Here is a 12,592-nt window from a genome sequence, read left to right as displayed (position 1 = left end):
ACTGACAGAGCCCACCGAGTTTTGGACGGTACGCGCTACTGCGCTGGACCTAGGGCTTGTGGGCACGCCAGGGGTACGCAAGTGCTACTTCCCGAGGCCGACGCCGGGCCGCGGTCACTCCCACGACGGAGCTGACACCTCGTCACCGCTGGTGACGCCCTTGATCGCGCCGCTGCCTAGCGTGGATTCCGTGATCGCGACCGCCCCGGCGGCAGCCCGGGCCCCGGTCGCCCTCACCCCCGCCACGCCGCCACCCCTTCACCCCTTCACGCCCCCGGAGCTCCGTCATGCCCACGCTCAGACCAGCGCTCGGCACGACCGGCCCCGCCGCCCTCACGCTCCTGCTCGGCCTGTGGGGCATCACCCGTGAGGACAGCATGTGGCGCGACGAGGCGGCCACATGGGAGGCCGCCCACAGGTCGCTGCCCGAACTCGCGCACCTGCTGGACCGCATCGACGTCGTCCACGGCGCCTACTACCTGTTCATGCACGGCGTCTTCGCCTTCCTCGGTGACAGCCTCCTCGCCCTGCGCCTGCCTTCCGTCCTCGCCATGGCGGGCGCCGCCGCCGCGCTCGCCGCGACCGCGCGCCGCCTGTCCGGACCCCGCGCGGGCCTCGCCGCCGGCACGGCCTTCGCCCTCATGCCGAGCACCCAGCACTACGCACAGGAGGGACGCTCGTACGCCCTGGTGGCGGCCGCCGTGGCGGTGGCGACGCTGATCCTCGTGACCCTGATGGACGGTCGCCGGGGACGGGGCCCGACCGCACGCCTGTGGGCCGCGTACACGACCGCCCTGCTCGTCGCCGCGCTGCTCAACTGGTTCTCGCTGCTCGCACTGCCGGCCCATGCGGCGACCGTCCTCCTCGCACACCGGCGCGGCGCGACCCGGCTCCCGTCCCGCTGGCTCGCGGCGGCCTCGGTGGTCGTCGTCGGCGCGCTGCCGCTCGTCCTGGCCAGCCGCTGCCAGGCCCGACAGGTCGCCTGGATACGCCCGCTCACCTGGTCGACCGCGCTCGCGCCGCTGCCTCTCCTGGCCGTGGGGCTGCTCTGCGCCCGCCTGTCGCGACGGCGCGCGGGGACCGCGGCGGCGCCCCGTACCGCCTCGGCCGCCCCCGTGGTGCCGGTCGTCTCCGTCGGCCTGCCCCTCCTCGCGTTCCCCGTCGTCACCCTGCTGCTCGTCTCCCTGGTCAGACCGCTCTACATCGACCGCTACGTCCTCTACGCCGACCTCGGGCTCGGCCTGCTCATCGGCGCCGCGCTCGCCGGCGTCGTACGCTCCCGGCGTCTCCTGACCGCACTCGTCCTGGCCGCATCCGCCGCCCTGCTCCCGCTCCAGCTCGACCTGCGCACCCCGCAGAGCCGCGTCGACGACGTCCTCGCGCCCGCCGAGACGGTGGCCAGGACCTCCCGGCCGGGGGACGGCGTCCTCTTCATCCCGTCCTGGCGGCGCGACACCGCCGAGGTCTCGCCCGGCTCCTTCACCGGCCTCGACGACCTGGCGCTAGCCGAGAGTCCCGCCGCCTCCGGCTCGCTCCAGGGCAGGGAAACCGCGCCCGCGCACATACGCAGAGCGATGCTGCGCAAGCACCGCATCCTGGTCGTCGCGGACGCCGACGACCACCCCGGCGGCGGGCGCGACGCCGTCAAGCGCCGGGTCCTGGTCGAGCACTTCACCCGCTGCACGGACACCGAGGTGCGCGGCCGCCGCGTCCAGGGGTACGAGCGCGGGCCGCGCTGCGCCGCGCCGCCCGGGGTCGTAGCCCCGCATCAACCGATCGGCTGATGCCGCCCCGAGCGCGACGGGCGATGCCGACGCCCCCGCCCACCGGGGATTCTCGACGCAGTATCCCGAAGATCTCGCCTTCCTCGACGGCGAAGGAGACGTCGTCGACGACGGTGCGCCTGCCGTAGGCCTTCTTGAGTCCGTGGACTTCGATGAGGGGCATCCGCGACGCCGGTGCGTCCCGGCGCCGTCCTCGGCGCGCAGATGAGCGTCTACGGCACCGCCGCCGTGGCCTCGGCGCTGATCTCCCCGACGGTCGGCCGCCTCGCCTTCGACGTGACCCTGCCGCGTCAGCTCCTCGGTTACCTGCTCGCCCTGGTCCTCGCCGTCCTGTGCGGGCTCGCCCTCGGCGCCCTCATCTCCGCGCTCGCCCGCACCACGAAGGCCGCGTCCGCGATCGGCTCCGCCGTCTTCTTCCCGATGATGTTCAGCGCGGGCGTCTGGCTGCCGGTGCAGGCGATGCCCGACACGCTCGCCCGCATCGTGGAGTTCGCCCCGCTCGGCGCCGCCGCCCAGGCACTCTCCGAGGCGGCGGCGGGCGACTGGCCCGGCTGGAGCCACCTGGGCGTTCTCGCGCTGTGGACCGTGCTTCTGTCGGCGGGGGCCTCGCGTTGGTTCCGCTGGGAGTGACGGACCACACTTGGCCCGTGAGCAAGAGCACGAGTACGAGCACGGCGGACGCCGCGGAACTGATCGAACAGCGCTGGGGCATGTTCCACCGCTGGGGGCCCTACACGCTGCTCGGCTTCGGCCTCCTCATGGCCATCCCCACGAGTGAAGTCGTCGGCATGGACCGCGGCGACTGGTACACGGCCGGGGCCATGGTGGCGACGGGCGTCCTGCTCCAGCTGTGGTGGGGAGCGACCCTCCACGCGCGCCCCGGCCCGACGCCCGCCTCCGCCCTCTATTACGTGCTGCGCTGGGCCGCCGCCTTCGTGCTCTCCTGGCTCAACCCGTTCTTCGCGTTCTACGCCGTCGTCGGCTACTTCGGCACCGAACGCATGCTGCCCCCGCGCCTCGTGAGGCTCGGCCGCTTCGCCACCGCCGTCACCATGGCGGGCTCCCAGTCCGGCGGCATGCCCCCGGAGGACGAGCTCGGCTGGGTCGTCTTCGGCGGGCTGCTCGCGGTGAACATCGCCCTGCTCATCGTCTTCGCCCACCTCGCAGACCAGGAGGACCGGCGCGCCCGCGACGCCGCCGTCACCATCACCGAGCTTGAGCGCACCGACACCGCACTCCAGCAGGCCATGGACGAGAACGCCGCGCTGCACGCCCAGCTCCTCGTGCAGGCGAGGGAGGCGGGCGTCGCCGACGAGCGGCGCAGGCTCGCCGCCGAGATCCACGACACCATCGCGCAGGGCCTCACCGGCATCATCGCCCAGCTCCAGGTCGTCTCGGGCGCCCGTGACGAGAAGCTGGCCCGCGAGCACCTGGACCGGGCCGCCGACCTCGCCCGGCACAGCCTCGGCGAGGCCCGCCGCTCCGTCCACAACCTGTCACTCGCGCCCCTGGAACACGACCGGCTCCCCGAAGCACTCGACATGACGGGCGCCCAGTGGGCGCAACGCACCGGCATACGCGCCCACTTCACCGTCACCGGCACCGCCGAACCCCTGCACGACGAGATCGAGGCCACCCTCCTGCGCATCGTCCAGGAGGCCCCCTCCAACACCGCCCGGCACGCGGAAGCGGCCCGCCTCGGCGTCACCCTCTCCTTCATGGGCGACGAGGTCACCCTCGACGTGCGCGACCGGCTATCTGCTCAAGGACGCCCCGCGCGACGAACTGTTCACCGCGGTCCGCGCCGCCGCCGAAGGGCGCACCGTCCTCTCGCCGGCCGTCGCCTCCCGCCTCGTCTCACGCGTGCGTGCCCCCGGAAACGAGCCGCTGAGCACCCGTGAGAGGGAGGTGCTCGCGCTCGTCGCCAGGGGCACGTCGAACCGTGGGATCGCCGCGGAACTCTTCATCAGCGAGGCCACGGTCAAGACGCATCTCACCCACATCTACGGCAAGCTCGGCGTCAAGGACCGTGCCGCGGCCGTCGCGACGGCGTACGACCGCGGCATCCTCGGCGCCTGACCGACGGGCCCGCGCCCGCTACGCCTGCTGCCAGAGCGCCGGCGTGTTCGGCGGCTCCCAGCCCGGCTGCGCCTGGTGACCCTGGAGGCAGCGGTAGGTGGATCCGCCGTACGTGACGGAGTCACCGGCCGCGTACACCTTGCCCGCGGCCCACGTGCCGCCCGGCTCCGGCTCGCCGGGACCCGGGTCCTCGCCGCCGCCGGTGGTCTTCAGCGTCAGGGCGAACCGCTGCAGCAGCGGGTTGATCGGCTGGTGGTACGTCGTACCGCCGCTGGAGCAGTTGCCCGAGCCGCCGGACGTGACGCCCTGCGCCTGGCTCCCCGATATGTAGGAGCCGCCCGAGTCGCCGGGCTCCGCGCAGACCGTCGTCCGCGTCACGCCGCTGATGGTGCCCTCGGGGTAGGTGACGCTCGTGTTGTGCTGCGAGATGGTGCCGCAGTGCCACCCCGTAGTGGAGCCCGACCGGCAGATCGACGCACCCACCGGGGACTGGGTAGAGCCCCCGACGCCGACCCGCTGGCCGCCCTGGCCCTTCACGTACGGGGTGGCGGTCCACTGCGTGTTCGTGGCGACCCAGGCCATGTCGTTCCCGGGGAAGACGGACGCCTGGAACGTGCCCTGGGCCACCTGGTTGTAGCCGGTGGTCGCGGTGCCCGCGCGCCCGCAGTGACCGGCCGTCGCGAAGCCCTGCTGGGTGCCCTTGGTGACGGGGAAGCCGATGGAGCAGCGGCCACCCATGTAGTACGCCTCGCCGCCCACCAGGTCGTAGAACGGCCGCGGCCGCTCCGCGGTCCTCTCCACGCGTACGAGGGAGGCGTCGACGCCCGCCGCCCGGACGAGGGACTTCGCGGCGGACGTCTTCACGGCCCGCACCACGACCGTGTTGGAGCGCACGTCGACGTACCAGACCGGCGCGTCGCGCGTCGCCGCCTTCTTCGCCGCGCGGTCGAGACGGGCCTTGGCCGCGTCCAGCTCCGCGACCGAGTGACCGACGACCTCGGCGCGTGCGCCCCGCGCCTCGATCCTCGGGACGTCGGCGGCGTCGGTGGTCGCCACGGTGAGTCGCGCGGAGGTGGCGCCGTGCACCCACGCGCCCGCGAAGTCACGGCCGAGCGCGTTCCGCAGGGCTCCCGCGACGGCGCCGGCCTCGGCCTCGTTGACCAGACGGGCCTCGGCCTGCGCCGACGTGAGGCCGAGGTCGCGCTGCATGGCCTTCAAGACTCCGGGAGAGGTCTTGTCGACGGCGGCGCTCTCGGCGGGGGAGAGCCGGGAGGAGGACGGGGAGGAAGGGGAAGCGGGGGAGGAGGGGGAAGCGGACGCGGCGCCGGGCAGACCGGCGAGGACCAGCGCACCGGCGGCGGTGACCGCGGCACACGCGGCGGCGACGCGTCTGTGATGGGTGGTGGGGAGCATACGAGTCTCCTCGTGGTGCGAGGACGAGCGGGGATCGCCCACACGGTAGAACCCTCAACAGCCCCCACACAGCTGTCATTCGACCCCGTACACCGGCGTTATGGACAGCCGGTGAACCCGGCGGGTCACGGAGACGGCGGCGACGGTGCCGAGAGCCACGCCGTGTAGCTGTCACTGCGCGCCGCCGCCTCCGCGTGCGCCGCCCGCGCCTGCGCGAAGACCGCCGCCGCCGTGTCGTGGGCGGGAGCCGCCGGATGCCAGCCGAGCAGATGGCGCCAGTACAGCGGCGCCCCCACCAGCGGCCTCGTCACCAGACCCGGCGTCGGCGGGAACGTCGCCCGGCAGAGCCCCACCGCCCGCCCCACCTGCACCAGATGCACGCACGACGCGACATCCGTCTCGTACACCCGCGACGGCGTGAACCCCGCCCGCGCGCACGCCGCCGAGAAACAGTCCGCGAAACAGCCGTCGCCCGGCACGTCCGTCCACGCCTCGTCCGCGAGCCGCGCCAGGTCGATCTCCTGGACGTCGGCCAGCGGATGGGAGGTGGGCAGCATGACGAAGACGGGGTCACGGGCCACCTCACGCCACACGAGGAGGTCGCTCTCCGGCGGCGTGCTCGCCCCGCACGTACCGACCAGCGCGAAGTCGAGGCGGCCCTCCGCCGTGCGGGACGCGAGCTCCCGCTCCGACCACGAGGTGTGCGTCGACACCGGCACCCCCGGGTACGCCGCGGCGAGCCGGTCCACCAGCGCCCCGAGCAGCGGCCCGTGGATGCCGCCGAGCCGGAACCCCGCCCCGCCCTCCCACGCCCGCACGAACCGCTGGGCCTCCTCCCGCAGCCCGCTCATCGCGGGCAGGACCACCCGGGCCCGCGCGAGCACGAACTCGCCGAGCGCCGTGGCCCGCACCCCGTGCCGCCCCCGCTCGAAGAGCGGGCCGCCGAGGGCCCGCTCGATCCTCTTCAACTGCGCGCTCAGGGCGGGCTGGGCGAGCCCGAGCGCGGTGGCGGCCTTGGTCAGGCTGCCCGCGTCGGCGATCGCCCGGATCGTCTTGAGGTGCCGCAACTCCAGGTCCATAAGGCGAGCTTGGGGTCACCCAAGAGCAGGGGCAAGACTCAGGTCCGGACCAAGTGCGCGCATGTGCGGGCCCGCGACCGCGCCGGCGTCAGGTGGTCACCCGCAGCAGCATCACCGACCTCCCCGGCACCGTCACCGACTCGCCCGCCCGGTGCACCGTGCCGGGCGGTGCGGCCTGCTCCTCCAGTGACGTGTCCACCACCACCTCGTACGCCGCGGCCCACGGCGGACCCGGCAGCACGAACGCCGTCGGCTCCCCGTCCGCGTGCAGCACCGCGAGGAAGCTCTCGTCGACGACCGGCGCGCCCCGCGCGTCCCGGCCGGGTATGTCGCGCCCCGACAGGTACATGCCGAGCGTCGTCCTCGGCGCGTACCAGTCCGCCTCCGTCATCTCCCCGCCGCCCGCCGTGAACCACGCCAGGTCCCGCAGCCCGTCCGCGGAGTGCGCGCGCCCGGAGAAGAACGCCCTCCTGCGCAGCACCGGATGACGGTGCCTCAGCTCGATGAGGCGGGACGTGAGCGCGAACAGGTCGCGCCAGCCCGGCTCGTCCCTGAGCCCCCAGTCGACCCAGCTGATCTCGTTGTCCTGGCAGTACGCGTTGTTGGAGCCGCCCTGCGTGCGGCCCATCTCGTCGCCAGCGACCAGCATCGGCACACCGGTGGACAGCAGCAGCGTCGTCATCAGGTTCCGCAGCTGGCGGCGGCGCAGCGCCGTGACATCCGCGTCGTCGCTCTCGCCCTCGGCACCGCAGTTCCACGCCCGGTTGTCGTCGGAGCCGTCCCGGTTGCCCTCGCCGTTGGCCTCGTTGTGCTTCCGCTCGTAACTCACCAGGTCCCGCAGCGTGAAACCGTCGTGCGCCGTCACGAAGTTCACCGACGCGTACGGCCTGCGCCCGCCCCACGCGTACAGATCGCTCGACCCGGACAGCCGGTACCCCAGATCCCGTACGTCCGGCAGCGCGCCCCGCCAGAAGTCCCGCACCGCACCCCGGTAGCGGTCGTTCCACTCCGTCCACAGCGGCGGGAAGGCCCCCACCTGATAGCCGCCGGACCCCACGTCCCACGGCTCGGCGATCAGCTTCACGCGCCGCAGCACCGGATCCTGCGCGATCACCGCGAGGAACGGCGACAGCATGTCGACGTCGTGGAAGGAGCGCGCGAGCGCCGCCGCCAGATCGAACCGGAACCCGTCCACCCCCATCTCCGACACCCAGTACCGCAGCGAGTCGGTGATCAGCCGCAGCACGTGCGGCTGGACGACCTGGAGGGTGTTCCCGCAGCCCGTGTAGTCCGCGTACCGCCGCGCGTCGTTCTGCTGCAGCCGGTAGTAGCCGCGGTTGTCGATGCCCTTCAGGGACAGCATCGGGCCGAGCTCCCCGGCCTCCGCCGTGTGGTTGTAGACCACGTCCAGGATGACCTCGATCCCGGCCTGGTGCAGCGCCCGCACCATCCGCCGGAACTCGCCGACCTGCTCCCCGCGCGTCCCGGACGCCGCGTAGGCCGCGTGCGGCGCGAAGTAGCCGATCGAGTTGTAGCCCCAGTAGTTGCGCAGGCCCCGCCGCAGCAGGTGGTCCTCGTGCGCGAACTGATGCACCGGAAGGAGCTCGACCGCCGTCACCCCGAGCCGCACGAGGTGGTCGAGCGCGGCCGGGTGCGCCAACCCCGCGTACGTACCGCGCAATTCCTCGGGAATCCCCGGATGGAGCTTCGTGAAGCCGCGCACGTGCAGTTCGTAGATGACCGAGTCCGCCCACGGCGTCTTCGGCCTGCGGTCGTCGGTCCACTCGTCGTCCGGCGCGTCGTCGTGCACGACCACGCCCTTGGGGACGTACGGCGCCGAGTCACGGTCGTCGCGGACCGTGTCCGCCACATGCTGTTGCGGCCAGTCCCGCACGTGCCCGTACACCTCCGCGGGCAGCGAGCCGTAGTCGAGACCGGGGCCGCCGTCCACCGCGCGCGCGTACGGATCCAGGAGCAGCTTCGCCGGATTCCAGCGGGCACCCGTCCACGGGTCCCAGCGGCCGTGCACGCGGTAGCCGTACCGCTGCCCCGGCCGCACGCCCGGCACGAAACCGTGCCATATCTCGTGCGTCAGCTCGGTCAGCGGGCAGCGCGTCTCCACCTGCCCGTCGTCGAACAGACAGAGCTCCACCGCCTCCGCCCCGCCCGCCCACAGCGCGAAGTTGGTGCCCGCGACCCCGTCGGGCCCGACCCGGAAGCGGGCCCCGAGCGGCGTCGGCGCCCCCGGCCACACGGGCCGCGTCGGCGCCGCGCGGAGCGCCGCCCTTCTGCTGCCGTTCACCGTCGGCGCGGGCCGCTCCGTCGTGCCGCGCCCCATCGCCCGCGCCTGCTGCACTGCCCCTTGCTCGGGTGCGCTCGTCACCTGTCGGCCTCCCGCGGCTCCGTCGGTCGACGCGCGAAGAAGGGCGTGCGGCGTCCCGGCCGCGGCTCCCCATACGTCGTCCTCCCCATGGTTCTGCCCACCGCACGCGTCGCACTCACGTTTCCCCGGCAGGGGGACGGTCGTTGGGACCCACGTGAGACAGGATGCGAGGCGCGCACGGCGCGCAGGGGCCGCGCTGGCCGCGGTACTGACATGGGCGGGGCTGCTGGCGGGCTGTTCCTCCGGCGGGGTCGACGGGCTGATGGGGAAGCCCCGCTCGCCGGCGGACGCGATCCGGGTGTCACCCGACGACGACAGCAAGGGGGTCAAGGCGGACGAACGTCTGGAGGTGACGGTGCCCGACGGGCGCCTGGAGTCGGTGAAGGTCGTCCGGACGCAGGACGCACAGGAGTTCGACGTACCGGGCCGCATCGACGAGGACGGCATGACGTGGCGCCCCCTCGACCGCGGGCCGCTGGCGCTCGCCGCCATGTACGAGGTCGACGCCGTCGCCATGGACGGCCACGGCCGCCGCTCCGCCCGGCACACCACCTTCCGTACGTACGTCCCCGACGAGCGCTTCATCGGATACGTGGCACCGGAGAACCGCGCCACCGTCGGCACCGGCATGATCGTCTCCCTTGAGTTCAACCGGGAGGTCGAGAACCGCGAGGCGGTCCAGCGTGCCATCCACGTCACCGCGCACCCGGACGTCGACATCCGCCCGCACTGGTTCGGCAAGAGCCGGGTGGACTTCCGCCCCGAGAAGTACTGGAAGCCCGGCACGAAGGTCACCGTCGCCCTGCGTCTGCGCGACGTCCAGGCGGCCCCCGGGGTCTACGGCCTCCAGGACAAGAGCTTCACCTTCACCGTCGGCCGCGACCAGCAGTCCCTGGTCGACGCCGCCGAGCACACCATGGAGGTGCGCAGGGACGGCGAGGTGCTCTCCACCGTGCCGATCACCGCGGGCGCTCCCAAGACCACCACGTACAACGGGAAGATGGTGGTGACGGAGATGCTGGAGGTGACCCGCATGAACAGCCGCACCGTCGGCTTCGGCGGCGAGTACGACATCCCCGACGTCCCGCACGCCATGCGCCTCACGACCTCGGGCACCTTCCTGCACGGCAACTACTGGTCGCCGGACGCCCCCGGCAACACCAATGTCAGCCACGGCTGCGTGGGCCTGCGCGATGTGAAGGGCGGCAGCTCACGGACGCCCGCGGGCTGGTTCTTCGACCGGAGCCTCATCGGGGACGTCGTCGAAGTGATCAACAGCAATGACAAGAAAGTCGCTCCTGACAACGGTCTCGGCGGCTGGAACATGGAATGGAAGGACTGGGTGAAGAACGCCTGATCCTCCGGGTGATCGCCAGGTGACCGGCTCGGAACCACCAGGTGATCTTGGTCCGCCCGCACCCAAGGGGCAGTTGGAACTGAACGGTGACATTGGCGGGGACTGTTCCCCGGGAACCGTGTGGTTATCTAACGCTTGCGCGTGTCCGAAACGCGCAGGTGCACTGGGGTGCGGGCCTGGATCAGGCCGTGCGAGGGGAGACGAGATCGTGAACGGGCGACCGATATCGGGGACGTCGGTTGGCGCGCGCAAGCGCGCTCGGCGGCGGGGCGCCGGAACAGCGAGGACACTGACGGCGGTGGCGTCCGGGGCGACGCTGCTGTTCGTCGCGGCGTGCGGCGGGGGTTCGGACGCGGGCGGCGGTGACGGCAAGGACAAGGCGGACAAGAACGCCCCCTCGGCGGCGGTCGTCACGATAGCCCCCAAGGACGGCGCGGACGCGGTGGCCACCAGTGGCGCACTGAAGATAGCCGCAGCCAAGGGCAAGCTGTCCGAGGTCAAGGTGGAGGACAACAAGGGCAATCCGGTGCCCGGCAAGATCACGTCGGGCGGGACCAGCTGGACGCCGGCCCACCACCTCGCGGCCGCCACCAAGTACAAGGTCCACGCCGTGGCCAAGGACTCCGAGGGCCGCGCGTCCGCCAAGGACACCGTCTTCACGACACTGACCCCGAAGAACACCTTCATCGGGCAGTTCACTCCGGAGGACGGCTCGAAGGTCGGCGTCGGAATGCCGTTCTCGGTCAACTTCACGCGCGGCATCACCGACCCGGACGCGGTCGAGAAGGCCGTCGAGATCAAGACCGAGCCGTCCGTGCCGGTCGAGGGCCACTGGTTCGGCAACGACCGCCTGGACTTCCGCCCGGAGAAATACTGGAAGGCCGGCACGAAGGTCACCGTCAAGCTCAACCTCGACGGCGTCGAGGGCCGCCCGGGTGTCTACGGCAAGCAGGCCAAGACCCTGAAGTTCACCATCGGCCGCAGCCAGGTCTCCACGGTCGACGCCAAGACGCACCACATGAAGGTCGTCCGCGACGGTGAGCAGATCAAGAAGATCCCGATCACGGCGGGCGCCCCCGGCACCACCACGTACAACGGCGAGATGGTCATCAGCGAGAAGCTGCAGGTGACCCGGATGAACGGCGAGACCGTCGGCTTCGGCGGCGAGTACGACATCAAGGACGTCCCGCACGCCATGCGCCTGTCGACCTCCGGCACGTTCCTCCACGGCAACTACTGGTCGGGCGGCGCCTTCGGCAACACCAACGCCAGCCACGGCTGCATAGGCCTGAGCGACGTGCGCGGCGGCTACAGCAAGAAGACGCCCGCCGGATGGTTCTTCGAGAACTCGCTCATCGGCGACGTCGTCGTGGTGAAGAACTCCGCGGACAAGAAGATCCAGCCGGACAACGGTCTCAACGGCTGGAACATGTCGTGGGAGGAGTGGAAGGCGTAGGCCCGCCTGCACCCTTCCGTACCGGGCCCGGCGCACTGTGACCAAGTGCACCGGGCCCGGTGTCGTTAGTCCCCGTTAACCTGCTGCCATGACTGCAACCCTCGAAGTCGCCGAAGGCGTCGGCACGATCCGGCTCGACCGTCCCCCGATGAACGCCCTGGACATCGCGACCCAGGACCGCCTCAAGGAGCTCGCCGAGGAGGCGGCGCGGCGCGACGACGTGCGCGCCGTCGTGATCTACGGCGGCGAGAAGGTGTTCGCGGCGGGCGCGGACATCAAGGAGATGCAGGACATGGACCACGCGGCCATGATCGTGCGTTCCGGGGCCCTCCAGGAGTCCTTCACCGCCGTCGCACGCATCCCCAAGCCCGTCGTCGCCGCCGTCACCGGCTACGCGCTGGGCGGCGGCTGCGAGCTCGCCCTCTGCGCCGACTTCCGCATCGCCGCGGACAACGCCAAGCTCGGCCAGCCGGAGATCCTGCTCGGGGTCATCCCCGGCGCGGGCGGCACCCAGCGCCTGGCCCGGCTCGTCGGCCCGTCCAAGGCCAAGGACCTCATCTTCACCGGCCGCCACGTGAAGGCCGACGAGGCGCTCGCCATGGGCCTGGTTGACCGCGTCGTGCCCGCCGTCGAGGTGTACGAGCAGGCGCACGCGTGGGCCGCACGCCTCGCGCGGGGCCCGGCCGTCGCGCTGCGCGCCGCCAAGGAGTCGATCGACGCGGGCCTGGAGACGGACATCGACACGGGCCTCGCCATCGAACGGACGTGGTTCGCAGGCCTGTTCGCGACCGAGGACCGCGAGCGGGGCATGCGGAGCTTCGTCGAGGAGGGCCCGGGCAAGGCGAAGTTCGTCTGAACTGGTCCGAGTGTGCGCCAAGTTGAAGAGGCGTCAGCGGCGGGGTCGCTCGATGGGGCGGATTATGGACGACTTAACTGAGCCTTAAGTACACCCGTCGAAAAGCTTTGAGTGATCATGCGTAAGCGGGAAGTCATCGCAGGTCACGCCTGCTGAAATGGCTATTGAATGCCATAGGCATATGT

The 12,592-nt window shown here is 72.0% G+C and carries 9 protein-coding genes and 1 pseudogene; 7 read left to right on the top strand and 3 right to left on the bottom strand.

The features are described from left to right. The first annotated feature begins 287 nt into the window (after window positions 1–287). The 4 genes and pseudogenes from DEJ48_RS11845 (at window position 288) to DEJ48_RS40295 (ending at window position 3,863) form a co-directional block, all read left to right on the top strand. Window positions 288–1,784, top strand: a complete 1,497-nt coding sequence (locus DEJ48_RS11845; protein WP_150216094.1) for a glycosyltransferase family 39 protein — start codon at window positions 288–290, stop codon at window positions 1,782–1,784. Window positions 1,785–1,946: 162 nt separating this feature from the next. Continuing rightward, a pseudogene (locus DEJ48_RS11835) lies at window positions 1,947–2,414 on the top strand (ABC transporter permease); the annotation flags it as partial. An 80-nt stretch (window positions 2,415–2,494) separates the two neighbouring features. Next, entirely contained in the window at window positions 2,495–3,685 is a 1,191-nt protein-coding gene (locus DEJ48_RS11830) for a sensor histidine kinase (RefSeq protein WP_150221128.1), read from the top strand. Continuing rightward, entirely contained in the window at window positions 3,648–3,863 is a 216-nt protein-coding gene (locus DEJ48_RS40295) for a response regulator transcription factor (RefSeq protein WP_150216093.1), read from the top strand. Before DEJ48_RS11830 ends, DEJ48_RS40295 begins: the two co-directional genes overlap by 38 nt. A gap of 18 nt (window positions 3,864–3,881) precedes the next feature. Here DEJ48_RS40295 and DEJ48_RS11820 read toward each other — a convergent pair whose 3' ends face one another. The 3 genes from DEJ48_RS11820 to glgX all read right to left on the bottom strand — a co-directional run bounded on the left by DEJ48_RS11820 (window position 3,882) and on the right by glgX (window position 8,738). Beyond that, on the bottom strand, window positions 3,882–5,276 hold the full coding sequence (locus DEJ48_RS11820) for an alpha-lytic protease prodomain-containing protein (RefSeq protein WP_150216092.1): 1,395 nt from the start codon (window positions 5,274–5,276) through the stop codon (window positions 3,882–3,884). A 125-nt stretch (window positions 5,277–5,401) separates the two neighbouring features. Continuing rightward, on the bottom strand, window positions 5,402–6,355 hold the full coding sequence (locus tag DEJ48_RS11815; protein WP_150216091.1) for a LysR family transcriptional regulator: 954 nt from the start codon (window positions 6,353–6,355) through the stop codon (window positions 5,402–5,404). Between the two features lie 88 nt (window positions 6,356–6,443). Further along, a complete protein-coding gene (gene glgX, locus DEJ48_RS11810; RefSeq protein ID WP_190537346.1) occupies window positions 6,444–8,738 on the bottom strand; it encodes a glycogen debranching protein GlgX in 2,295 nt (764 codons plus the stop codon). A gap of 154 nt (window positions 8,739–8,892) precedes the next feature. On the opposite strand from glgX, the gene DEJ48_RS11805 reads away from it, so the two are divergent. From DEJ48_RS11805 to DEJ48_RS11795, 3 genes are all read left to right on the top strand, one after another. Next, window positions 8,893–10,095: an Ig-like domain-containing protein gene (locus DEJ48_RS11805; RefSeq protein WP_223832003.1), complete on the top strand. Its 1,203-nt coding sequence runs from the start codon at window positions 8,893–8,895 to the stop codon at window positions 10,093–10,095. 208 nt (window positions 10,096–10,303) lie between these two features. After that, on the top strand, window positions 10,304–11,551 hold the full coding sequence (locus DEJ48_RS11800; protein WP_150216090.1) for an Ig-like domain-containing protein: 1,248 nt from the start codon (window positions 10,304–10,306) through the stop codon (window positions 11,549–11,551). Between the two features lie 88 nt (window positions 11,552–11,639). After that, complete coding sequence (locus DEJ48_RS11795; protein WP_150216089.1) at window positions 11,640–12,407, top strand: enoyl-CoA hydratase/isomerase family protein; 768 nt, start codon at window positions 11,640–11,642, stop codon at window positions 12,405–12,407. The last annotated feature ends 185 nt before the right edge of the window (window positions 12,408–12,592 follow it).

The sequence above is a fragment of the Streptomyces venezuelae genome (assembly GCF_008642315.1).
Classification (GTDB): domain Bacteria; phylum Actinomycetota; class Actinomycetes; order Streptomycetales; family Streptomycetaceae; genus Streptomyces; species Streptomyces venezuelae_D.
This window is presented reverse-complemented; position numbering and strand designations above follow the sequence as displayed.

Bases quoted from the DNA above. Each gene is read 5' to 3' on its own strand.
- DEJ48_RS11815 (WP_150216091.1), bottom strand. From the start codon at position 6,355: ATGGACCTGGAGTTGCGGCACCTCAAGACGATCCGGGCGATCGCCGAC.
- DEJ48_RS11795 (WP_150216089.1), top strand. From the start codon at position 11,640: ATGACTGCAACCCTCGAAGTCGCCGAAGGCGTCGGCACGATCCGGCTC.
- DEJ48_RS11820 (WP_150216092.1), bottom strand. From the start codon at position 5,276: ATGCTCCCCACCACCCATCACAGACGCGTCGCCGCCGCGTGTGCCGCG.
- DEJ48_RS11830 (WP_150221128.1), top strand. From the start codon at position 2,495: ATGTTCCACCGCTGGGGGCCCTACACGCTGCTCGGCTTCGGCCTCCTC.
- DEJ48_RS11845 (WP_150216094.1), top strand. From the start codon at position 288: ATGCCCACGCTCAGACCAGCGCTCGGCACGACCGGCCCCGCCGCCCTC.